We start from the raw sequence: 22,814 nt of genomic DNA, 5'->3' as shown, positions 1-22,814 counted from the left end.
GCTATGCCGGCGAGGCTCTCCAAGGGCGATATCCACCAAAGGAAGCCGGTCGGGTGACGTAGTGGCACACCGGGCGACGACGACAGGCACACCGGGGGGCCGCCTACCGTCATCATCGCGTGCATGGAGACGCCTTACGCCTGTTACCTGCGACTTCCCGCGCTCCTCGATCTGCAGCGGCCGCGCACCCCGGACGAGCGGACTGCTCAGTGGGCGGACGAGCGCTTCTTCATCACCGTGCACCAGTCCGCCGAAGTCCTTGCCAGCCAGGCCCTGGTATATCTGCACCGGGCCGCCGAGCACGCGCAGGCGGACAAGGACCTCGAGGCCGCCACGGACCTGCGCCGAGTCACAGCGTTTGTGGACATCCTCGAACACCACCTCGCGCTCCTGGACCACCTCGAACCCGACAGCTTCGCCTCCTTCCGCCCGCTGCTCGACAACGCCAGCGGAGCCCAGTCCAGCCAGTTCGCCGAGCTGTTCCACCGCATCGCCGCCGAAGACCTCCTGGGCCCGCCGACCGACGCCCTTCCGACTCAGCAGCCCCTTGCCAGCTCTGCGTTGCAGGCCCTGCGCGGCGCTGTCGTGCGCTGGCGGGTCCGGCACCTGCTCCTGGTCGAGCGGATGACCGGTGACCAGCCCGGCACCGGTGGAACGTCGGGGCTGGCCTTTCTGCGCGACCAGATCGACCTGCCGCCCCGCTGACGGCCCGCGACCCCGCCCGCGGGCAGGCCATGCTCCCGAGTGCCGAAAGGGGCGGAAAGCCGTGGGTGCGGTTTTCCCCGGGTCGGTGCTGCTGGCTGGGGTGGTCGGACGATGGAGTTCCATGCCCCAGCCGCTGCCGCGAGGGCTGCCCGGCAGCGGTCGTCGGATCCTGTACACGCGCAGGTCGGTGGCGTTGATCCGGCTGGCGTATGTCGCCGCGCGCTGGGGAGGGACGCCCCCTGAGGACCTCATCGACCGGTCGGCCATGCTTCCGCTGCTGTCCAAGATCCCTGACCGTGAGTACCGGGACGGCGCGGACGTGGAGCGTGAGTACCAAAACGCCATCCGAAGGACATCGGCAAAGGCCCCTACGCGACCGAGTGATCAGCGGCATCCGGTGGGGTGCGGGCGGGCGGGAGGCCCGTCCCTGCCTGCTCAATCGCGATGAGACGTACTTCTCCGGCACCAATCGCGGTGGCCCTGCACTGCCCTGTGTGAACGACTCAGAGCGCCGCGGCCCGCAGTGGCACTTACCTTGACTTTGACCAGGCAACAGTTGATCGATCACGTCGAGAAGAACCCGTCAGCCGACAAGTCCCTGGGCGACGTCGTGAAAGCTCCCGGACCGGAAGTTCACCAGCGGGGCCGACGTTACGGAAGCGCTGGGCGCGGGCTGAAGTGACTCCCTGCCTCCGGCTCGCCGGCCACGAAGCCGGGCCCGTCGCTTCATCCGGCGGCCCCGGCTTCGCGTCTGTGCTGGGTCGGTTGTGTGTCCGGCCGGGGTCAGAGCTCGGTGGCTTCGACGTCGGTGATCAGCGGTCCGCAGGCGCCGGGGGTGGAGGAGATGAACTGCAGTCGGCTGTGGCGGCCGGTGGCCGGCAGAAGGGCCCGTACCAGCTGCCAGGTGGCGTAGCGGCGGGGGGAGTTGGGGGTTCCCAGGCTGAAGGACTGGACGTCGTCGGGGTTGTCGGCGAACTGGACGTACATGGCCTCGTTCACGTTACCGGCGTTCGCGGCGCACCAGGGATGGTCGTTGATCTTGAGGGCGAAGGTGACGGCGACCGTGGTCCCGCGCGTGGTGTTCAGGGTCTGCTCCACGCCTCCGGGTTCGCCTCCGTTGAGGTCGACGGCCTGTGAGCCGCTGTCGACGACGGGCGAGCCGCTGGTCTTGGACGCGGCCCGGCCGAGGACGTCGACGCTGCCGTTGGTGACGCGCCAGCCGGGGATCGCGTTGCTGCCGTATCCCACGGTCGTGTAGGAGCTGATGTTGGTCGGGTCGACGTAGGGCTGGATGAAGGAGGGGTTGGTGACGGCGATGCTCGAGTCCGCACTCGCCGGTGTTGCGGCGGCGATGGTGGTGGCGACGATGCCGAGGGTCGACAGGGCCGCGATCAGTTTTCCTGGCAAGACAGGCTCCCCTCTCTGGGCGTCGCTGCCGAGCGGCAGCGGTACCGAGCCTTCCGCTTGATGCGTGTCCTGCACATCCTTCGATCGAGTGCTGCCAGGGGCGTGCCAGAGCACTTCACCTCCCGCTGACTGCGCCGGCACACGCTGCCGAACTCGGCGCACTCGGCGTCCGCTGGTAGGCATGCCACCGCCCCAGCGACACGCAGGCCGGGCACATCGCACAAGCCGCGTCGAGTTCACCGGGCTTGATCGCGTGCATTGTTGGGGGTGCTGGGCGGCTCCTGTTCCCCCGTCAGAGGGTCGCTCAGTATGAGCAGATCTGATCACTGGCCTCGTCTCCGACCGGGTCGTCAGCCAGGACCACGGCCGCCACGATCCGCTTGCCCACCGGTTCCCGGTGCATCTCGAAACTACGGCACAGCGCCATCACGGTCTCCAGGCACCGTGCTGGCCGACCCGGCCCGGGTCGGTGGCCTGGGCCACCGGCAGGCACGGCCCGCTGGGTCGGACACGAGAACTGCGCGGACCGCCCCCGTCCACGGCTTCGCGCCCAGTGCCTGCGGCATGGCTTTGGCCTCGGAAGCGAGGTTCTAGGAGGCGAGCGGCCGGCGGCTTGCGCGCATCCGGAAGAACGGCGTCAGCCACATGTGGCCGTACCCGTGTCGGGGGTGATGACAGCACCGTCGGACGCCACCTAGTCGGCCTCCGTAGCCCATGCGTCCCGCCGGCCACGCCCCAGGACGCAGCCTCCGTCAGGCCACGGCCGTTCACGGACGCAGACCTACCAGCCGGTAGCCCTTCGAGGGCCTCCCCGCACAAACGCCGAAGTCCGCGAACGCTAGGGTGACGGGCGCTTGGCAGCCGTCCGTTCAAGGTGGCCGGCCTGTCTGCGGAGAAGCTCTCCCCCGAGAGGCGCTTCTCAGGGGCCTCGGCCCAACGCCGACGAGGACGTCGCCTTGGTCCTGTCGAGCGCTCCGACATGGCGAGAGAAAGGTAAGTGCGTTTCATGGACAGCGCTCCCCATCGCACTGGTGGCAGGCATGGCGCCCCGATGTCACACCACGGTGAACTCGCTTCCGGGCACGGCAGTGCCAGTCCGGCAGCGGGACAGGCCTGGGAGCGGCTGTGAGGGGCAGAGAGGGGTACATGCACCAACACTCGAACGCGGACATACCGCCTGGACCTGTGGATGGATGGAGCGGGGCCGTCGCAACTCACCCGGCTCCCGGTCCGTTCCCCGGTCACATCGCGCCCGGTCACTACCCTGTCAGCGCTGACGACGTCGCGCTGGTGCGGGCCAGCCTCGCGGTGGTAGCGCCCCACGTAGATGAGTTGGCCGCGCACTTCTACGCCATCCTCTTCGCACGCTACCCACAGGTCAGGAGCTTGTTCCCCGCCGAACTCGATGTCCAGCGGGAACGTCTCGTACGCGCTCTTCTCCGCATCGTGGAGCTGGTCGACGACCCCGGAAACCTCATCGCGTTCTGCTCTCGTCTGGGGCGCGGTCACCGCAAGTTCGGCACACACAGCGCTCATTACCCGGCTGTCGGCGAATGCTTGCTGCAAGCTCTCTCCCACTACGCGGGGCCGGCCTGGAGTCCGGAGTTGGCGGCGGCGTGGCAGCGCGCCTACACAGCTGCCGCGGACGTGATGATCCGCGCCGCCGAGGACGATGCGCAGCACCGGCCGGCCGTCTGGGACGCGCACATCGTCGAGCATGTGCAGCGCGGTCACGGGATAGCTGAGATCACGGTCCAGCCGCAGCTGCCGTATCCCTTTGTGGCGGGCCAGTACGTAAGCGTCGAAACGCCCTGGGCTCCCAGGCTGTGGCGGCACTACTCCCCCGCGCACGCACCACGGCCGGACTCCCGGCTGACCTTCCACGTCCGTGCCGTTCCCGGCGGCAAGGTCAGCAACGCGCTGGTCCACGACGCCCGCCCGGGAGACCCCGTCCGGCTGGGGCCGCCTGAAGGTGACATGGTCCTGCATCCAACCGGTGGCCGCGACCTTCTCTTCGTCGCCGGCGGCACCGGCCTCGCCCCGATCCGCGCCCTGATCGAGCAGGCCGCTCGGGAGGGCGTCGGCAATGCCCAGGAGGTCAGTCTGTTCATCGGCGCCAGAACGGCGGACGAACTGTACGGACTCGACGACATGCTGCGCATGTCCCAGCGCCACCACTGGCTCCGCGTCCGAGCCGCCGTCTCCCACCAGCGCATCGCGGGACTTGAGGGCACCCTTCCCGAAGTGCTGGCAGAGTTCGGTCCCTGGTACCGACACGAGGCGTACCTGTGTGGGCCGCCTCAGATGCTCGGTGACGCCGTACAGGCGCTGCGACGGCATGGCGTTCCGCCTCGTCACATCCATTACGACCCCTGGGACACCCCCGTCCTGACCGCCCCGCTGGGGCCGCCCCCGCGCGATGAGGAGACCGACCAGCTGTGAACGGCCCCGAGACGACCGGCTCCTTCGGCGAACGACTGCTGCAGCAACAACTGGGCACCACCGACCGGGCGTCCGACTTCTACGACCGCCAGGTTCACACCTACCTGACGGCCGCCATGCGAGAGTTCATAGCCCGGCAGAGCATGGTGTTCCTGGCGACGGCGGACTCCCGTGGAGCCTGCGACACCAGCTTCCGCTCCGGCCCGCCGGGCTTCTGCGTCTCCCTCGACGACCGCACGCTGACCTACCCCGAATACCGGGGTAACGGTGTCCTTGCCAGCGCCGGCAACATGACCGAGAACCCCCACCTCGGCATGCTGTTCATGGACTTCACCCATGACCACATAGGGCTGCATGTCAACGGCACCGTCCGGCTCTACACCGACCCTGAACTGCGCACCTGGTATCCCGATCTGCCAACCGACGCGGCGCCCGCTCGTCAACCCCACCTGTGGGTCCATCTCACGGTCGAGGAAGCCTACGTCCACTGCTCCAAATACATCCCCCACCTGGAACCGGCCCCACGCCCCCGCCCCACCAGGGAGCGAAACCGTCCCAAGGACAGTTCCTACTTCACTGAGGCCGCCCCTTCCGACGAGCTTCCGGTTAGCCGCGATACGGAGACTGGCACCAGCTCATGGCGACGCCGTTTGCGCTTCCACACTGACGCGGTCCACCGGCAGGATGCCCAGTTGTCGCAGTGGCTGCCCAGCGGACGGCACCGCTCCGATCCGGGCAATTGACAGGATCGCCGGCGCGACACTCGTAGGAGTTGGCGTTGCCGCCCGGGGCCGGGTCCGTCTGCAGGAAGGAGCTGATCACCGACATCGGCGCACTGCGGCTGCCGGAGCGGTCATGCTGCTGGCTGAGACAGGGGCACCCACCTGGTCGTGGAACCTCCTGACCGACTTCCAGGACATGTGGTCCTGCCCGTTCATGGTCAACGCGTTCCGCGCGGGAGCGGTCGTGGCCGTGGTCTCCGCGGTCGTGGGGTGGTTCGTGGTGCTGCGGCGGCAGACGTTCGCCGCGCACACCGTCTCCGCCGTCGCCTTACCGGGCGCCGCCGGAGCGCTCCTGCTCGGCCGTATACGCCGCCACCTTCCTGATACGACGCCCGGTTCCCGGCCCCCGAACGCACACCGCCGTACCCACCGGCACATGAGAGAAGGCACCCGATGGCGCCCGACCGCCGGTGCACCCCTACCCCGTCGCACGACGCCACGCTGATCGGCCGACTCACCCAGCAACGCACCACCGTGGTCGAGGCATTCATCCGGGCCGACGGCTTTGTCGGCGCCCTGGGCCGACACCATCGCACAGACCTCCGGGTTCGCGAACGTCCGGCACACAGTGGAGCTGTCCGGGGTGTGCCCGGACTGCGGCCGACGGCAGGCGGCGGACGAGCGCCAGTGAACGCCGGCGCCACTCCCCTCCGGCCTGGTGTCCGTCAAGGGCAGCAGTCGCACCCCGGAGCACAGCCGCAGGTATCCGCCTCCCGCCGACCCGTGCCCGGCGCGACAGCTGCCGGTGCAGCACGGCACTCCTTCCCACTCCAGGCGTTACTTCGTAATGGTGTTCATTTTCATGTAGCCTCTACTCGCCACCCGAACCAGGAGGACTCCCATGGCTGTTCCCAAGCGGAAGATGTCCCGCAGCAACACCCGCCACCGCCGTGCCCAGTGGAAGGCGAGCACGCCGGCGCTCGTGCCGGTCACCGTCGACGGAGTGTCATACCTGGTACCCCAGCGGCTGGTGAAGGCGTACGAGCGCTGCCTGCTGCGCCCCGAGGGCTGAGCGTTGATGCCGTCCGACCCCTCCGGCCGACTTCCCGTCACCGTCTTGTCCGGATTCCTCGGCGCGGGCAAGACCACCCTCCTCAACCACGTCCTGGGCAACCGCGAGGGCCTGCGTGTCGCGGTGATCGTCAACGACATGAGCGAGGTCAACATCGACGCCGCCCTGGTGCGGGGCGGCGAGGCGACCCTGTCGCGTACCGAGGAACGCCTGGTCGAGATGACCAACGGCTGCATCTGCTGCACCCTGCGCGACGACCTGCTTCAGGAGGTCGACCGGCTGGCCCGCGAGGGCCGCTTCGACTACCTGCTCATCGAGTCGTCCGGCATCTCCGAGCCCATGCCGGTCGCGGCGACCTTCGCCTTCGCCCGCGACGACGGCGCCACCCTCGGCGACCTCGCCCGCCTGGACACCATGGTCACGGTCGTGGACGCCGCGAACTTCCTGCCCGAGCTGGCACGCGGCGACGAACTCGTCGAGCGCGGCCTGGACCAGTACCAGGACGACGAACGCACCGTCAGCGACCTGCTGATGGACCAGATCGAGTTCGCCGACGTCATCGTGCTCAACAAGCTCGACCTCGTCGACGACGACGCCGCCGAGCGACTGCGGGCGACACTCACCCGCCTCAACCCCGTCGCCCGGATCGTGCCCGCCGTACACGGACGCGTCGAGCTCAAGGACGTACTCGGCACCCGACTGTTCGACCTGGAGCGCGCTCAACAGGCCCCCGGCTGGGTCATGGAGCTCAACGGCGACCACGTCCCGGAGACCGAGGAGTACGGCATCTCCTCCACCGTCTTCCGCTCCGAACAGCCCTTCCACCCCGGGCGATTGTGGAGGTTCGTGACCGAGGAGTTGGACAGCGGCGCCTACGGGCAGATCCTCCGCTCCAAGGGCTTCTTCATTCTGGCCAGCCGCCCGCACGTGACGGGGCTGTGGTCGCAGGCCGGCTCCGTCGCCCGCTTCGAGCCCTCCGCCGCCCGCGACACCGACAGCCCCGCAGGCCAGGAGCTGGTCTTCATCGGCACGCACCTGCATGCCGACGCTCTCCACGCCGCGCTCACCGACTGCCTGATGGCGGACGGCGAGGGCCAGCCGGCGGACGATCCGTTCCCGGCCTGGGACACCTACGGCATCGACGACACCTGCGACCACGAACACCCCGAGCTCGCGGCGCGGACCTGAGACTCCGGGCCGGGCGGTGGACGCAGCCACGGCACCGCCCGGCCCGGCACATCCCGCACAACCACGTGCGGACACCGCATCGGGAGGCAGTCATGACGGAGCCCGGTGTACGGCTCGGCACGGTCCAGGAGACCCTGCTGATCCCGCTGTACGGGCGCGCGGTGGACAGCCGGAAGCCGGACGCCGTCCTGCGCGACACGCGGGCCGAGGAGATCGTCGCCACGATCGACTACGGAGCGTCTCGTTCCTGGTCCTCAGTGGCCCATAGGCACTATCGGTTGTCGAGGTGCCTGGCCGCGATCCCTTTCCAACCGCTGCGCAGCCATTCCTTCGGGGAAGAGCAACACAATCGACGCGCCCACGAAGCAGAAATGACGCCACTCGTCCGAGCGGTAAGTCACATCGTCGCCGTGGAGCATCTGGGCAGATGTCGGCACCGGGCGAGCGACCACCGGTGCGGACCCCGCCAGGCTGGGCCGGCCCGCCTGGCCGCCTATTTCGCCAGGCGGGGCAGCCGGGGCGAAACGCTCCGCGTCGTCGTCGGCACCGACCACGCAACCACGTCGTCATCGCAGCCGACTAGGGCCTGTCGTTTGGATCAGGTCGGCCGGGAGCTGCGGTGCATCTCGGCCGACCCGAGCGGGGTCTGGTGCGTGCAGCTGCAAGGCGGAGGAGGGCGCCAACGCGGTGGGGGTCCCCCCTGCTCGAAGAGCTAGGGGGAGTTGGCAACCGACGACAACGCGGCAGATGCGCGTGCCAGACCCCGCGACGCCGGCATGATCCAAACGACAGGCCCTAACTCACCGCCCCCGGCTGGGAGGCAGACCCGGCCGTCCGCCAGGCCCTCGCTCAGGCCGGTTCGATGGAGGAAGACGACTAGGACCAAGGCCCGTAACCATCAGAACAATCGCGCCACCGCCCTCCCCGCGCCCACTGCGCGGAGAGGAACGCCCAAGGGCTGTCACAGCTTTGGGCATGAACCACGTCCCACCCCTCGGCGGGGGCGCCCGGACGCCGGTCCGGACGCACCCGCCCATGCCTGTCCTGGCCCGTGTCGCCCGATTACGCCGAGGCCTCGGCTCTGCTGGGGGCGAACCCGCTCCCCTGCTCGGCGAACACCTTGATGGCAGCTCCCAGGAACTTCACCAACTCGGGGTGGTAGGAATCGTGGAACGCCCTCATGGCCTCGTCCTCGGCGTAGAAGAGCGACATGCCGACGTAAGCCTCCCTGGAGGGGGTGTAGAACCGGGAGACGATGTCAAAGTGCCTGCGGATGAGCTCCTGGACCTGCTGGTCCCCGGGCAGGGAGCCGCCGTCCAGGAAAGTCGTGATCTCGCGGTACAGGACGTCCCAGTCCCGGTGGACCCGCTCCCTGTCCACGTGTTCCCAGTCGTTGGTCTCGGCAAGGCTCTTCGCCTGCTCCTCGGCCAACGACCGGCGACACTCGTCCTCGTAACTGTTCCCCACGACACCGGTTCCCATCGTTTCGCCACCTCTCCGGTGGATCCCCGAGAGGCCGCCGGCATATCGACGTCGACCGGCCGCCGATGATCAACTTCCGGTTCAGGCCGAACGGTGACACACAGCCCACTGGGTCGACAAACCATTTCCTGGACCCTCCGGCGCTCCGCCCCGGTCGCCGGCGGTGGAAAAGCGCAGCTTGAACGGTGAGCGTCGGAGGGGGGACGTCCAGCAGCTCCACCGCGCGGCGGGGATCATCGCAGCGCCCTCGCGACGCAGGACGAGCTCAAGTGGCACCGGGTCGGTTCCCGACGGCGCAACATTGCCCCGCATCCCCACGCCGCCCACTGGATCCCCGGCAGGGGAAGTCACTTCGGTTCCTCGACTGCTGCGCTTGTCGAGCGGATGGCGCCGGACGACCTGCGGACGTCTGGCCGGGCTGAGGAGGCGCGCTGCGCGGTGGATGAGCTTGTGGCCATCGACGCCCGCGGCGCTGTGGTGACGTGCCCCAGCCGATGGCCAGGAGGGCCGATCGAGCCGGGACGGTTGTTTCGGATTCTCCCGTTCCTCTCGTGGAGAGTGACCGCATCACCTGAGAGCAGGCCGTGTCCGGTGCCCGGCTGACGACGGCATTGGCGTTCGGGCCTGCGGGCGAACTAGGCTACGTCGGTTCGTGCCGTTCACGGCGGCAGCCCATCGACGGAGAGGAAAGCCGATCATGCAGCAGGCATCGGCCACCGACCCGGCTCCCGGGCGCCGCCCCGAGCTGGTCCCCGACCCGGATGCGGAGGCGGCCCGGATCGCGGCGGTGCGCCGCTACGACATCCTCGACACTCCGCCCGACGGGGCCTTCGACCGGGTGGCGGCGATGGCCGCCCGGCTCTTCGACGTGCCGGTGGCGACCGTCACAATAGTGGATACCGACCGTATCTGGTTCAAGGCCGCCCACGGCCTGGAGGGCGTCGCGGAGATCGGCCGTGATCCGGGCCTGTGCGGCTCGGCGATCCTGCGTGATGACGCGATGGTCATCCCCGACACCCTGCTGGACCCCATCGCGGCGGACAATCCCCTGGTCGCCGGGGAGATGGGCGTGCGCTTCTACGCCGCCGCACCGATCATCACCCCCGACGGGCACAAGCTGGGCACGGTTAACGTCCTGGACACCCGGCCGCGCTCGATCACCGAGGAGGACACCGCCACCCTGGCCGATCTCGCCGCGATCGTGCTGGACGAGATGGAGCTGCGACTGTCGGCGCTGCGGGCCCTGCGCGACGAGCAGGCCCGCCGGGAGGCGGAGAGGCGGCACGCCGAAGCGGAACGGGCGCGGGCCGAGGCGGAGCGGGCGGCGCGGGAGAAGGCGGAGCAGGACAGGGCCGCCATCGCCGCGTTCGCCTCCACCCTCCAGCGCACCCTGCTGCCCCCGGCCCTTCCCGTGGTGCCGGGCCTGGAACTGGCCTGCCACTACCGCACCGCCTCCGCCCACGACGTGGGCGGCGACTTCTACGACGTCTTCCCCCTCGACGGCGACCGGTGGGCGTTCTTCCTCGGTGACGTGTGCGGCAAAGGCCCCGAGGCGGCCACCGTCACCGCCCTGGCCCGCCACACCCTGCGCGCCACGGCCCAGATCGACGCCGACCCCGTCACCGTGCTGAGCGCGCTCAACACCATGCTGCTCACCGACGTCACCGCCGGCCGCCGCTTCTGCACCGTCCTCTTCGGCCTCCTCGAGCCCCGGGAGGACGGCGGCTTCACCGTCACCCTCGCCACCGGCGGCCACCCTCCGGCCTACCACCTGCGCCCCGACGACAGCGGCGCCGTCTGGGTGCGAGCCGTACGCCCCAAGGGCGGCATGCTCGTCGGCGCCTTTCCCCAGGCGCCCTTCGCCCAGACCACCTTCTCCCTGACGGCCGGGGAAAGCCTGTTCCTCTACACCGACGGGCTGATCGAAGCCCGCACCACCGAGGGCGCCATGCTCGGTGACGACGGCCTGACCGGCTTCCTCCACCAGCGCACCGCGCCCGTCACCGCCACCTCCCTGGTCGAGGACAGCATCACCCTGCTGGCCTCGCTGCCCGACGGAGCCGGTGACGACGTGGCCCTGCTGGCCCTGTCCGTGCCCCACCCCCACGCCATGCCCGACGGCAGTGTCGCTGCCACCGCTCACACCGCCGCCGCGCCCGAACACCTCGGCCAGGAGTGACCGACGTGACCGACACGCTGCAGCTGACCGTCCAGCACCCCCGTCCCGGCCTCGCCATCGCCACAGTCGCCGGGGACGTGGACATGCACACCGCGGAAACCCTGCGCCGCGACGCCTCGATGATCATCGAGCAGGTGTCTCCGCACCTGGTTCTGGACCTGTCACAGGTCGGGTTTTGCGACTCCGCCGGTCTGAGCGCGCTCATCGGCCTCTGGCACACCGCCCAGGCGGCGGGCGGCGCACTCGGGCTCGCCAACGTCCCCGACCGCCTGATGCGGATGCTCACCCTCACCGGCGTCGACACCATCCTGGCGGTCCATCCCACCACCGCCGAAGCGCTCACCGCCATGGCCGACAGCCCATCCACATGCACAGGACAGCATGGCTCGATCACCCATGTCTCCTCCGGCAACGGGACCGGTGAACCGACCGGAGCGCAGCGCCCGGCCTGAGCCGGCACTTACAACACCTCTCCACACCTGAGCTGATCGCGTCGACCGGCCCCGATCGGCTCCGGCCGCCGAGTGGGCGCACGTCGCCCAGGCACGTTACGGCGCGCGTCTGCGGGCCAGTCCGGCCGGCCGGCGTGTACTGCGTGTGAGGGCGGCCGGCCCGTAGCCCTGTCAGAAGGGCTCAGAAGTGGACATCGATGCGCGAAAGGACAGACGCCTGACGGTCGGCGTACGCAGCTACGCGTCGGAGCGGTCAGCAGATCCTGACCGCCTGAGTCCAGATCTTCCCGGCGACCCCTTCGCCAGGACTCCCGTCTCGCCGCCCTCGCGCCAGGCCCGGCGCCACCGCTCGACCGACCGCAAGCTGATCCGCAGGACAGCGGCAATCTCTGCGTTCTTCTGCCCGCTCTCGCAAGGCTTCGGCCTGCTGCTCGGCCGCGACGGCCAGGTCCTGGCAGTTCTCACAGAGCAGCCCGGCGCCGGCGGCGGCCAGCCGGCGAGGCGCTCCCGGGGCGACAGCCTGCGCCTCGGCCACGAGATGGTCGAGGCATCGGCTCCTACGCCCCACCGACGGACCGGAACCGGCCGCATCGGCACCCGGCACGGCACTTTTCCGGTTTCCGTCCCCCACGCGCGCCCGGGGCGCGGTTTGATGTCCTCATGACCTCCGCCGAGCACGCGCGGCTGATGCGCGCCAACCAGGCGAACTGGGACGCCCGCACTCCGGTCCACGTCTCCAGTCAGTTCTACGGCCTGAACGAGGACCTGCATCCGGAGCGCTGGTTCGCCGCGTTCGAGTGGGAGGACCTCGGAGAGTTGTCCGGCCGGGATGTGCTGCACCTCCAGTGCCACCTCGGCACGGAGACACTCGCCTTCGCCCGGCGTGGAGCCCGGGCGGTCGGCCTGGACTTCTCTGAGGCGTCCGTGATGGCCGCGCGGAACCTCGCCGCGAAGTCGGGCCTCGGCGTCACCTACGTCCAGGCCAACGTGTACGACGCCGTGACGGCGCTCGAGGGCCGGCGGTTCGACGTCGTCTACACCGGCAAGGGCGCCCTGTGCTACCTGCCAGACCTCGAGCGCTGGGCGGATGTGGTGACCAGGCTGCTGCGGCCGGGCGGGCGGTTGTACGTGGTGGAGTTCCACCCGCTGCTCAACGCACTCGGTCCGAAACCCGGTTCGGGTGAGGGACCGGAGTTGCTGCTGCGCCACGACTACCTGGGGGGCTCCGGTCCGGTGCACCGGGATGCCACCTACACCTACACCGACGGCCCAGCCGTCGAGGGCGCCACGAACAGTTACGAGTGGATGCACGGAGTAGGAGAGGTCGTGAACGCGTTGACGGATGCGGGAATGGGCGTCCGGCGACTGCGGGAGAGCGAGGAGCTTCCCTGGCCGCGATGGCCGCGGATGGTCCGTACAGACTCTGGCTGGTGGCGGCTGCCCGAGCCGCGGATCCCTCTTTTGTACGGCCTGCTGGCCGTTCGTTGATCGTCCTTCCCCCGGCAGCTTGACCCGTCGGTGCGGCCATCGGACCGAGCGCCTGCGGTCGACGCTGGCCGCGGTCGGCCCCGCGCCGGCCGGGCGGCCCGGTACCCGCGAGGAGTCGTGCGCCATCCGGGAGGTCGCTCCGTTCGTGCACCTCACGGGTCGCTTCGAGGTGGCCGACCACGATCCGGTGCGACTGACCGAATCGGAGTGGCGCATCAGGGCCTTGCCGAGGCGGCGACGGCGGAAGAGGCTGTGTCGATCGCGGTTGGCCGTCTGCCTTCCGATCTGGGACCCGTCACGCTCGGAGCAGAGTGAACAAGCCAGGTCGGGCTCGGCGAGGATTCCGCAACTGACCAGGCGCTTGGGCTTGTTCCGGCTGCTCTCGAGGTTCTTCGGGGTGAGGTCGAGGGCCTGGCACTGTTGCGGGCCCGCGGCGGCTTCCGCGCCTCGGCGAAAGCGGCGAGGATCTGCTGGTGCCGCGGGTGAAAAGAACCCAGACGTGTGTGTCGGTCGAAGCCCGGCACGGCGGATACTCTTCGGTCCGTCTTCGGTGACAGCGCGGGCCTGCACGCAGTAATGGCGCGAAACGGCAGTATTCGGCCTGCTTCTCCAGGCCATGCGCTTCGAACCACTTGATGCCCTGTGACATCGGACGCAGGCCTTGGGCGAGTTCGGGCGTCCTCGCTCCGCAAAGCGGTAATCAGCTCGCCGAACTGACGCACGCTCAGGCCGGTGAACGGGGCAACCCAGGGCGGCTCCGGACGCCGTGAGCACACTGAGCCAGGGCGGGATCATCTCATCGGGTCGCTCCACCACGCCCAAGCTGAATCCGCCGCTCAGTGGAACCCGTGAACCAACTGGATCGTGCCGACGATATGGGCGACTCGTCAAGTTCCTCGGAAGAAGATCGGCTGCTCGAAGAGCCGGGACGGCCAGGCACGCCAGGAAGAGACCGACGCTCTCGCGACCACGCGCAAGACTCAGGACGTCATCCGTGACCATTTCAGACTGGCTCTCCCCCGGCACTTGCTCGAGAGCGGGCGCCTGCCGTCCGTCGTTCGCCCGCACCTCACCGCCCTCATCCTGGTAACTGGACGTCGAGGCCGGCGCGTCCGGGACGGAGGCCGTACTGCCGGCGTCGGCGGCGGGCAGCGCGCCGGCGAGCGGCGAGCGTTCGGACCGGTCACTGTCGTGCCCGGAGACTGGATCGCGCTCGACGCATTGCAGACCGCACACAAACAGCTGATCAGACGGGACCTCCGCCCCGGCCCCGGTCACGCTGATGTCGCCTCGTCTCCGGCCAGGAATGGATGCAGCAGCTTGAGCAAGGCGCGCGGGCGGTGCAGAGGGATGATGTGGCCGCAGTCTTCGATGACGTGTCCGGTGAGATCGTCGGTGACCGGGCGGAGCTGACGTTCCAGCGCGGCACCGACGGGCCGGGCACCCAACGCCATGGTCGGCACCCTCAGGCGGGCGGTGGCGACCGCCTGCTCGATCTGTACCGCGCTTTCGGGCAGAGCCCGGTAGTACGAGAACGCGCAGCTCAACGCCTGGCGGCCGGTGTAGGCGCGGACGAAGGCGTCCCGGAGGGCCGGGCGTACCCCGTCTCCGAGCGTGCCGGTGCACAGGAACCAGTCGACGTAGTCGGCCTCGTGGCCCTCCAGCACGGTCTCGGCGAGGCCGGGCGCGGCGGAATGGAAGCCGAACCACCACGGCGGCCCGTCCGCGAGGAAGTCCTCGGCGCCAGGCAGCCTGCCCAGCAGGGACTCCATGACGACCAGGCGCCGGACGAGACCCGGGCGACGCAGGGCGAGGAGGAAGGCCGGCGCGGTACCCGCGTCGATACCCACCACGGCGGCCGAGGACACTCCGAGTGTGGTGAGAAGCGCCTCGGCGTCCTCGGCCAGGGTGACCGCGTCGTGTCCGGAGGCGGCCCGGCTGCTCGCCCCGAACCCGCGCAGGTCCGGAGCGATGACGCGGTAGCGGCCGGACAGGTCGGCCATGACGTCCGTCCACAGCTCCCAGGTGTGCGGGAAACCGTGCAGCAGCAGTACGGCCGGGCCCGATCCGTCGAGAGCGACGTTCAGCTCGACACCATTGACGGGGACGCGGCGCAGCTCGGGCATGGAGAGACTCCAGGTGCGTGGTGAGGAATAGTGACCAGGACACGCTAGGGAACTATGGTGGTCCGTCCAAGACGGCACTTTCCCTTCAGGTGGTGAGCCCCGAGTGACCGCATCAAGGCGCGGCGAGCCCAGCCGGCGGCCCGGTGAGCGCGGTGACCTGCTGGATCCGCGCTGCCCGACCCGGCAGTTGCTCGACCGTATCGGCACCAAGTGGACGTCGATGGCGGTCAAGGTGCTGGCCGAGGAGGCTCCGGACGAGATCCGTTTCGCGGAACTGCGGCGCCGTATTCCTGGCATTTCACAGAAGATGCTGTCTGTCACCCTGCAGAGCCTGGTCCGCGACGGCCTGGTCGCGCGCCGAGTGGAACCCACCGTGCCGCCCGCCGTCCACTACCGGCTCACCGAGCTCGGCCTGTCCCTCGAAAGACCGCTCTCCGCCCTGCGGGTCTGGGCCGAGACACACATGCCGGAGATCCACCGCAGCAACCAGCTCGCCGACGAGTCGTCCGCCCACTAGGAGCTCGATCACGTGGCTGCTCCATGCCGGACTCGTGATGGGCCACGGGGCGGGGGGATCCGAGTGATGCCGAGTGGGAACGGCTGCTGCCGTTCCGGCCGGTCAGCAACAGGCGTTGCAGAAGGTGGCCGGGACCACTGGCAGCTGATCGGCGGGGTTCTTCAGCGGGTCCGGGGACCCGCGCACTGCCCGCGCGGAACTCAGCACCGAGCAGATCAGGTGTTCCTCGCGGCCGGCGTCCTCGTCGGGACTCCTCCGTACGGGGAAGGCCAGGGCGGGCGCGAGCAGTGAAGACCAGCCGGGGACGCCGCACCTACGGCCAGGTCTTCATGGTCATCGCGCCCTCCGGGGCGGCGTGAACACGTACAGATCAAGAATGTCGGGGCAGGGGGCGATGCCGGGGCCGCCGGCCTGTACCCAGGCGGCGATGTCCTCGGTGGCGTCGCGGTCGTTGACGAGGCCGATCCAGACCGGACGAGCGACGCCGGCGGCCCGTGCGGCGGCGGAGGGCTGGAGGACGATCACGTTGGCGTGTTCGCAGACGTCGAGGCAGTCCGAGACGCGTACGGGGGCCTCCTCGGCCAGGCGTGTGAGCTGCCGGTCGTGGTCCACGCCGGTGACTTTCCGGCTCCCGCAGCAGCAGTCCCGGCAGACGACGACACGGCACGGCACCGGTTCGGCGGGGGTGTGCTCCGTGCCCGCTTCTTCAGATCGCTGTCGGGGCATCGCTCGTCACGTTCCTCTCCGGGGGAGACGCGTCCCGGGCGGCCGGGCGCAGGAAGCGGATCACGGGGTGGCCGGGGTCGTGGGTGATCTCGGCGCGGACGCCGTAGACCTGCTCGATGAGGGCGGGGGTCAGGATGTCGGCGGGGGTGCCCTCGGTGACCGCGCGGCCGTCGCGCAGGACGAGCAGCCGGTCGCAGTACATCGCGGCGAGGTTGAGGTCGTGCAGGGCGATCACCGTGGTGACCGGCAGGCTCGCGACGAGGGCCAGCAGGTCGAGCTGGTGCTGGATGTCGAGGTGGTTGGTGGGTTCGTCGAGGAGGAGTTCGCGGGGTTCCTGGGCGAGGGCGCGGGCGATCTGGGTGCGTTGGCGTTCGCCGCCGGAGAGGGTGTGCCAGGACTGGTCGGCCCGGTCGGTCAGTCCGGTGCGCCGCAGGGCCTCGGCGACGGCTTCCGCGTCGGCCGCCGTCGGCGGTGTCCAGGCGCGGCGGTGCGGGATGCGGCCGAGAGCGACGACGTCCCGGACGGTCAGTTCGGTCTGGGTGTGGGCGTGCTGTTCGACGGTGGCGATCCGGCGCGCGGTAGCGCGGCGGCCGGCCTCGGCGAGCGGGCGGCCGTCCAGGGTGACGACTCCGGCGGTGGGGGCGAACACCCCGGCCATGAGTCTCAACAGCGTTGACTTTCCCGACCCGTTGGGGCCGAGCAGACCGACGGTCTCGCCTGGCCGGAGAGCGAGGGTGACGCCGTCGATGACGATCTTGTCGCCGATGCGTCGCACTACACGGTCCGCACGCAGGCTGTTCATGTCCTCCTCCGTCCGCGGTAGAGAACGGCGACGAACGCCGGTACGCCGATGAGGGACGTCACCACGCCCACCGGGACCTCCTGAGGGTCGAGGAGGGTGCGGGCCAGGGTGTCCACCCACACCAGGAACACGGCCCCGGTCAGCGCCGTGACCGGCAGCAGTCGGGCGTGGCCCGCGCCGGTGAGGGCACGGGTGGCGTGCGGGAGGACCAGGCCGACGAAGCCTATCGCGCCGGCGCAGCTGACCAGAGCGGCGGTGAGGAGCGCGGTGGCGCAGAGCAGGACCAGCCGGGTGCGGGCGACCCGGATTCCGAGTCCCGCGGCGGCCTCGTCTCCGAAGGCGAAGGCGTCCAGCGTGCTCGCATACCCGAGGCAGAGGACGAGAACCACCGCCAGGACGACGGTGCAGAGCAGCACCTGTCCCCAGTCGGCGCCGGTGAGCGATCCCAACAGCCAGAACAACACGCCCCGGGTGGTCTCCGCGTCGGCCGAGGTCAGGACGATGAACGAGGTCAGCGCGGAGAACAGCTGCATGACCGCCACCCCGGACAGTACGACCCTGTCGGTGCTGCCGCCGAGGGTGTGGCTGAGCAGCAGCACCAGGCCGAAGCAGAGCAGCGCCCCGAGGAAGGCGCCCGCCGACAGGGATATCACTCCGCCGCCCACCCCGAGCACGACCACGGCGACCGCGCCCGTGGACGCCCCGGAGGAGACCCCGAGCACGAAGGGATCAGCCAGCGGGTTGCGCAGCAGTGACTGCATCACTGCCCCGCACACCGCGAGTCCGGCCCCGCACACGGCGGCGAGGAGGGTGCGGGGCATGCGCAGGTTCCACACAATGCCGTCCCGCAGCGGCGCCAACGTGCTTTCACCGAGGCCGAGATGGGCCGCGACGGAGGCCCAGACGTCCTCCGTGGAGATGTCGGCCGGGCCGATCGTCACGGCCACGGCGATCGACGCGAGCAGGGCGACCAGCCCGCCGCCCGTCAACAGCAGGGAACGGGCGCTCACTCGGGCGCTCACTTGGCAAGTCCGAAGTGCCGCAGGCCGGCTGCGACTTTCTCGATCCCCTCGACCGTACGGATGGACGGGTTCATCGCCTGCCCGCTCAGCAGGACGTACCGCTTCTTCTTCACCGCGGTCAGACCGCGGGTGGCGGCGTTCGTCTCCAGGAAGCGGATCTTCGCTTCTGCGGTCTCCGCGGTCTGCTGCTTGCGGGTCAGATCGCCGATCACGATCACATCGGGGTCACGGTCGGCGACCGTCTCCCAGTTGATCTGGGGCCATTCGTCGTGGGTGTCGGCGAACGCGTTCTTCGCGCCGACCGCGCGGGTGATGGCGCCCGGGGCGCCGCAGCAGCCGGCGAGGTAGGGGGACTGGGAGTTGGCGAACCAGTACATCAGGGAGACACCGGAGGCGTTCAGCCCGTCGGTGGCGTTGCGCACCCGCTCCTTCAACTCGCCGACGAGCTTCTCGGCACGCTCCTCGACGCCGAACACACGGGCCAGATCGCGTATCTCGCCGTAGACGGCGTCCAGGGTGAGCGGCTTGCTGCGCGATCCGTCGCCGCCGCGGTCGTTGTCCTTGCCCGAGCAGTCGGACGGTGACACGTAGGTGGGCACGCCGAGCTTCTCGAACTGCTCGCGGGTGGCGACCCCGCCCTTGCCGAGGGTGGAGACGAACGAGGCGGTGACGAAGTCGGGTTCGGCGCCCAGGACCTGCTCGAAGGAGGGGTTGTTGTCGGCGAGGCGCGGCACAGACGTGTTCGCCTTCTCCAAGCCCTTCATCACCGGGTCGGTCCAGGTCGCCGTACCGGCCATGCGGTCGGCGAGGCCGAGGGAGAGGAGGATCTCCGTGGTGCCCTGGTTGAGGGAGACGGCCCGCTTCGGGGGCGCCTTCAGGGTGACCTCGTGGCCGCAGTTGTCGAGGGTCACCGGGTAGCCGGCGGCCGAGGTCTCCTGCGACTTCGCGTCGTCGCCGGAGGAGCCGCAGGCGGTGAGCAGCAGCGCGGACGCGAGGAGAAGCGCCGGGGTGCGGGGAAGAGCGGGGGTGCGGAGCACGGGCATGCCTTTGGGGTCGGGGCTCGTACGCGGAGCCTGGCCTACGGACGTCCGTCCGCGCCGGGACGCGGAGGTGCCAGCAGGTCTTCGGACTCGGGTTCGCCCGGTCGGGGCGCCTTCCCGGTCTCCCAGTGGCGTCGTGCCCCGCCCGTCCCCCTCACCGCTGCGCGTCAGCTCCGGATTCGCACCGGATTCCCTGGCCTCGGATGTGGCTCGACTGGCCCGCTGAGGCTATCAAGCCCGTCGTGGGGTCAGAGCGTGCGATCGGTCACGGGGTGCGTCACGAACGTGCTGGTGTTCTGGTCGATCCGCAGGGCTGACCGAGTGGCGGTGCGCCGCGCTGGGGGCAGTCGAGGCGTTCACAGACCCGGCACCCATGCCGATGGGGCTGGTGGCGGCGGCGCTGGTGAGGTCAAGGCCGTCGGACACGGGCTGAGGGCCCGCTCCGTCGCAGGGGTGAGGGTCCCCCGCGCGGCGTGACTGGGGAAGGGCGGGAGGCGCGTGTGCGGTGGGCTTCCCGCCCGGTGGCCTGCCCGGCGGGGTGTGGTCCGCCTCACCGTCCCGATGATGGGCGTCCCGCTCTCTTCTCTGACGGTGACCCCGTAGGCTGGCCGGTGCAGCTGGTTCGCCCCGTCCGCCAGGCGGGATGCGTCGCAAGAGGGAACCCGGTGGGAATCCGGGACTGCCCCGCAGCGGTGAGCGGGAACGACCGCCGTCATACGCACTGGGTCCGAGGAGGGCCTGGGAAGCGACGGCCAGTAGGTGTCTCGTACGACTTCGTACGACGAGACGTGCCCGCGAGTCCGAAGACCTGCCAACTGCCCGCGCCCGAACCACTCGTGCGCGGACATCCCGGTGACCTCGAGGGCGGGTCGGCGAACACACCGAACGGACGGCCGCCGGCCGACACCGTCCGGCACGTTGTTCCTTCGCGCTCTCGTCCCGTCGCCGGGATCTCAGGGATTCATCTCGCGAAGGAGATCTCCGTGACGACCAAGCCCGCAAGCGCGGCAGCACGGGCCACCGTGTACGGCTACCCCCGCCAGGGACAGGGCCGGGAACTGAAGAAGGCGATCGAGGGCTACTGGAAGGGCCGCGTCACCGCTGACGCCCTCCGCGCCACCGCCGCCGGCCTGCGCCGTACGAACTGGCACCAGCTCACCGAGGCCGGCATCCACGAGGTGCCCACCGGCGACTTCTCGTACTACGACCACGTCCTGGACACCACCGTCATGGTCGGCGCCATCCCCGCCCGCCACCGGGACGCGGTCGCGACCGACCCGCTTGAGGGCTACTTCGCGATGGCCCGCGGGACCCAGGACGTCGCGCCGCTGGAGATGACCAAGTGGTTCGACACCAACTACCACTACCTGGTCCCCGAACTCGGCCCCCACACCGTGTTCGCCGCCGATGCGACCAAGCAGGTCACTGAGCTGAAAGAGGCCCTGGCGCTGGGGCTCACCGCCAGGCCCGTGCTGGTCGGTCCAGTCACCTACCTCCTCCTGGCCAAGCCCGCACCCGGCGCGCCCGCCGCCTTCGAACCGCTCACCCTGCTCGACCGCCTGCTGCCTGTGTACGCAGAAGTCCTCGCCGACCTGCGCGCCGCAGGGGCCGAGTGGGTCCAACTGGACGAGCCCGCCCTCGTCCAGGACCGCACCCCAGCCGAACTCAACGCGGTCACCCGCGCCTACCGCGACCTCGGCGCCCTCGTCGACCGGCCCAAGCTGCTGGTGGCGTCCTACTTCGACCGGCTCGGGGAGGCCCTGCCGGTACTCGCCAAGGCCCCGGTCGAGGGTCTGGCCCTGGACTTCACCGAGGCCGCCGCCACGAACCTGGACGACCTCGCGGCCGTCGGCGGCCTGCCCGGCAAGCGCTTGGTGGCCGGCGTCGTCAACGGCCGCAACATCTGGGTCAACGACCTGACCAAGTCCCTGTCCACCCTGGGCACCCTGCTCGGGCTGGCCGACCGGGTCGACGTGGCCGCCTCCTGCTCCCTGCTGCATGTCCCGCTCGACGCCACCGCGGAACGGGACATCGAGCCGCAGATCGTGCGCTGGCTCGCCTTCGCCCAGCAGAAGGCGCGTGAGGTCGTCACCCTCGCCAGGGGCCTCGCACAGGGCACCGACACGATCACCGCCGAGCTGGCCGCCAACCGCGCCGACCTCGCCTCCCGTGCGGGCTCGCCCATCACCCACGACGCGGCCGTGCGCTCCCGCGCCGCCGCGGTCGCCCAGGCCGACGCCCGCCGCTCCCAGCCCTACGCCGAACGCGCTGCGGCCCAGCGCGCCCACCTCCGCCTGCCCCTCCTGCCGACCACGACGATCGGGTCCTTCCCACAGACCGGTGACCTGCGCACCGCGCGGGCCGACCTGCGCGCCGGCCGCATCGACACAGCAGGCTACGAGGAGCGGATCAAGGCGGCGATCGATGAGGTGATCGCCTTCCAGGAGAAGGCCGGCCTGGACGTCCTCGTGCACGGCGAGGCCGAACGCAACGACATGGTCCAGTACTTCGCCGAGCAGCTCACCGGCTACCTCGCCACCCAGCACGGCTGGGTGCAGTCCTACGGCACCCGCTACGTCCGCCCGCCGATCCTGGCCGGTGACATCTCCCGGCCCGAGCCGATGACCGTGCGCTGGACCGCGTACGCCCAGTCCCTCACCGGCCGGCCGGTCAAGGGCATGCTCACCGGCCCGGTCACCATGCTCGCCTGGTCCTTCGTCCGCGACGACCAGCCCCTCGCCGACACCGCCCGCCAGGTCGCCCTGGCCCTGCGCGACGAGGTCAACGATCTGGAGGCGCACGGGACTTCGGTGATCCAGGTGGATGAACCCGCCCTGCGTGAGTCCCTCCCCCTGCGCGCCGCCGACAGGGCTGAGTACCTGGACTGGGCGACCGAAGCCTTCCGCCTCACCACCAGTGGGGTCCGCCCGGACACCCAGATCCACACCCACATGTGCTACGCCGAGTTCGGCGACATCGTCCAAGCGATCGACGACCTCGACGCCGACGTCATCAGCCTGGAGGCCGCCCGCTCCCACATGCAGGTCGCCCGCGAACTCGCCGCCTACGGCTACCCGCGCGAAGCCGGCCCCGGTGTGTACGACATCCACTCGCCTCGCGTACCGAGCGCCGGGGAGATGGCGGGGCTGCTGCGCACCGGCCTCAAGGCCATGCCCGCCGAGCGACTCTGGGTCAACCCCGACTGCGGCCTGAAGACCCGCGGCTGGCCCGAGACCCGCGCCTCCCTGGAAAACCTGGTCACCGCCGCCCGCACCGTCCGCGGCGAGCTGCCCGCCTCCTGACCCTGACCGGACGATTCTTCGGCCTGGGACGCCACGCGCAAGGGCCCCGACCGTGATGCGTCCACCGGGCGGAACGCTGACGGCCGAGTATCCCTGCTCGGCCGTCAGCAACAGCCGGGGGGGCCACGTCGGGATGGACGCC

19 protein-coding genes, 2 pseudogenes and 2 riboswitches are annotated in these 22,814 nt (G+C 70.1%); of the genes and pseudogenes, 12 read left to right on the top strand and 9 right to left on the bottom strand.

The window, feature by feature from the left end; translation table 11 throughout:
- Nucleotides 1-123 precede the first annotated feature (123 nt).
- The gene (locus ACZ64A_RS28260; RefSeq protein ID WP_469814271.1) at nt 124-705 is read left to right on the top strand and encodes a tryptophan 2,3-dioxygenase family protein; all 582 of its coding nucleotides are present in this window, start codon (nt 124-126) and stop codon (nt 703-705) included.
- Nucleotides 706-1,488: 783 nt separating this feature from the next.
- On the opposite strand, the gene ACZ64A_RS28255 is transcribed toward ACZ64A_RS28260, so the two are convergent.
- Entirely contained in the window at nt 1,489-2,112 is a 624-nt protein-coding gene (locus ACZ64A_RS28255; RefSeq protein ID WP_469814270.1) for a DUF642 domain-containing protein, read from the bottom strand.
- A 1,290-nt stretch (nt 2,113-3,402) separates the two neighbouring features.
- On the opposite strand from ACZ64A_RS28255, the gene ACZ64A_RS28250 reads away from it, so the two are divergent.
- The 5 genes from ACZ64A_RS28250 (at nt 3,403) to ACZ64A_RS28230 (ending at nt 7,536) form a co-directional block, all read left to right on the top strand.
- Nucleotides 3,403-4,554: a globin domain-containing protein gene (locus ACZ64A_RS28250; protein WP_469814268.1), complete on the top strand. Its 1,152-nt coding sequence runs from the start codon at nt 3,403-3,405 to the stop codon at nt 4,552-4,554.
- The gene (locus tag ACZ64A_RS28245; protein ID WP_469814267.1) at nt 4,551-5,297 is read left to right on the top strand and encodes a pyridoxamine 5'-phosphate oxidase family protein; all 747 of its coding nucleotides are present in this window, start codon (nt 4,551-4,553) and stop codon (nt 5,295-5,297) included. Before ACZ64A_RS28250 ends, ACZ64A_RS28245 begins: the two co-directional genes overlap by 4 nt.
- 112 nt (nt 5,298-5,409) lie before the next feature.
- Entirely contained in the window at nt 5,410-5,781 is a 372-nt protein-coding gene (locus tag ACZ64A_RS28240; RefSeq protein ID WP_469814265.1) for a metal ABC transporter permease, read from the top strand.
- A gap of 396 nt (nt 5,782-6,177) precedes the next feature.
- Nucleotides 6,178-6,348: a 50S ribosomal protein L32 gene (rpmF, locus tag ACZ64A_RS28235; protein ID WP_469814263.1), complete on the top strand. Its 171-nt coding sequence runs from the start codon at nt 6,178-6,180 to the stop codon at nt 6,346-6,348.
- 6 nt (nt 6,349-6,354) lie between these two features.
- Nucleotides 6,355-7,536, top strand: coding sequence for a GTP-binding protein (locus tag ACZ64A_RS28230; RefSeq protein ID WP_469814262.1), 1,182 nt, complete (start codon nt 6,355-6,357; stop codon nt 7,534-7,536).
- A 1,062-nt stretch (nt 7,537-8,598) separates the two neighbouring features.
- On the opposite strand, the gene ACZ64A_RS28225 is transcribed toward ACZ64A_RS28230, so the two are convergent.
- Entirely contained in the window at nt 8,599-9,018 is a 420-nt protein-coding gene (locus ACZ64A_RS28225; RefSeq protein ID WP_469814261.1) for a TipAS antibiotic-recognition domain-containing protein, read from the bottom strand.
- Between the two features lie 697 nt (nt 9,019-9,715).
- Here ACZ64A_RS28225 and ACZ64A_RS28220 point away from each other — a divergent pair.
- The gene (locus ACZ64A_RS28220) at nt 9,716-11,197 is read left to right on the top strand and encodes a PP2C family protein-serine/threonine phosphatase (RefSeq protein WP_469814259.1); all 1,482 of its coding nucleotides are present in this window, start codon (nt 9,716-9,718) and stop codon (nt 11,195-11,197) included.
- 5 nt (nt 11,198-11,202) lie between these two features.
- The gene (locus ACZ64A_RS28215) at nt 11,203-11,649 is read left to right on the top strand and encodes an STAS domain-containing protein (RefSeq protein ID WP_469814257.1); all 447 of its coding nucleotides are present in this window, start codon (nt 11,203-11,205) and stop codon (nt 11,647-11,649) included.
- A gap of 282 nt (nt 11,650-11,931) precedes the next feature.
- Here ACZ64A_RS28215 and ACZ64A_RS28210 read toward each other — a convergent pair.
- Nucleotides 11,932-12,060, bottom strand: a pseudogene (locus ACZ64A_RS28210) (helix-turn-helix domain-containing protein); the annotation flags it as partial.
- A 249-nt stretch (nt 12,061-12,309) separates the two neighbouring features.
- On the opposite strand from ACZ64A_RS28210, the gene ACZ64A_RS28205 reads away from it, so the two are divergent.
- Together ACZ64A_RS28205 and ACZ64A_RS28200 are read left to right on the top strand one after the other, a co-directional pair.
- Nucleotides 12,310-13,137, top strand: coding sequence for a class I SAM-dependent methyltransferase (locus ACZ64A_RS28205; RefSeq protein ID WP_469814256.1), 828 nt, complete (start codon nt 12,310-12,312; stop codon nt 13,135-13,137).
- A 30-nt stretch (nt 13,138-13,167) separates the two neighbouring features.
- The gene (locus tag ACZ64A_RS28200) at nt 13,168-13,452 is read left to right on the top strand and encodes a DUF6193 family natural product biosynthesis protein (RefSeq protein WP_469814254.1); all 285 of its coding nucleotides are present in this window, start codon (nt 13,168-13,170) and stop codon (nt 13,450-13,452) included.
- 959 nt (nt 13,453-14,411) lie between these two features.
- On the opposite strand, the gene ACZ64A_RS28195 is transcribed toward ACZ64A_RS28200, so the two are convergent.
- Nucleotides 14,412-15,263 carry an alpha/beta fold hydrolase gene (locus ACZ64A_RS28195; protein ID WP_469814252.1) on the bottom strand — a complete coding sequence of 284 codons (852 nt, stop codon included), beginning with the start codon at nt 15,261-15,263 and terminating at the stop codon, nt 14,412-14,414.
- 103 nt (nt 15,264-15,366) lie between these two features.
- On the opposite strand from ACZ64A_RS28195, the gene ACZ64A_RS28190 reads away from it, so the two are divergent.
- Nucleotides 15,367-15,780, top strand: a complete 414-nt coding sequence (locus ACZ64A_RS28190) for a winged helix-turn-helix transcriptional regulator (RefSeq protein WP_469814250.1) — start codon at nt 15,367-15,369, stop codon at nt 15,778-15,780.
- 333 nt (nt 15,781-16,113) lie between these two features.
- On the opposite strand, the gene ACZ64A_RS28185 is transcribed toward ACZ64A_RS28190, so the two are convergent.
- From ACZ64A_RS28185 to ACZ64A_RS28165, 5 genes and pseudogenes are all read right to left on the bottom strand, one after another.
- A complete protein-coding gene (locus ACZ64A_RS28185; RefSeq protein ID WP_469814249.1) occupies nt 16,114-16,506 on the bottom strand; it encodes a (2Fe-2S) ferredoxin domain-containing protein in 393 nt (130 codons plus the stop codon).
- The gene (locus tag ACZ64A_RS28180; RefSeq protein ID WP_469814247.1) at nt 16,487-17,308 is read right to left on the bottom strand and encodes an ABC transporter ATP-binding protein; all 822 of its coding nucleotides are present in this window, start codon (nt 17,306-17,308) and stop codon (nt 16,487-16,489) included. The genes ACZ64A_RS28185 and ACZ64A_RS28180 overlap by 20 nt, the downstream gene beginning before the upstream one ends.
- A complete protein-coding gene (locus tag ACZ64A_RS28175) occupies nt 17,305-18,318 on the bottom strand; it encodes a FecCD family ABC transporter permease (RefSeq protein ID WP_469814246.1) in 1,014 nt (337 codons plus the stop codon). The genes ACZ64A_RS28180 and ACZ64A_RS28175 overlap by 4 nt, the downstream gene beginning before the upstream one ends.
- Before the next feature lie 8 nt (nt 18,319-18,326).
- Nucleotides 18,327-19,373 carry an ABC transporter substrate-binding protein gene (locus ACZ64A_RS28170; protein WP_469814245.1) on the bottom strand — a complete coding sequence of 349 codons (1,047 nt, stop codon included), beginning with the start codon at nt 19,371-19,373 and terminating at the stop codon, nt 18,327-18,329.
- Nucleotides 19,374-19,428: 55 nt separating this feature from the next.
- A riboswitch (cobalamin riboswitch) is annotated at nt 19,429-19,604 on the bottom strand.
- 14 nt (nt 19,605-19,618) lie between these two features.
- Nucleotides 19,619-19,793: pseudogene (locus tag ACZ64A_RS28165) on the bottom strand (short-chain fatty acyl-CoA regulator family protein); the annotation flags it as partial.
- A gap of 178 nt (nt 19,794-19,971) precedes the next feature.
- Nucleotides 19,972-20,200, top strand: a riboswitch (cobalamin riboswitch).
- Nucleotides 20,201-20,353: 153 nt separating this feature from the next.
- Here ACZ64A_RS28165 and metE point away from each other — a divergent pair.
- The gene (gene metE / locus ACZ64A_RS28160) at nt 20,354-22,672 is read left to right on the top strand and encodes a 5-methyltetrahydropteroyltriglutamate--homocysteine S-methyltransferase (RefSeq protein ID WP_469814243.1); all 2,319 of its coding nucleotides are present in this window, start codon (nt 20,354-20,356) and stop codon (nt 22,670-22,672) included.
- Nucleotides 22,673-22,814: the final 142 nt, after the last annotated feature.

The sequence above is a fragment of the Streptomyces sp. NPDC104814 genome (assembly GCF_055583185.1).
Note: the sequence above shows the minus strand (reverse complement) of the source record. Positions and strands in the feature narration are given on the sequence as shown.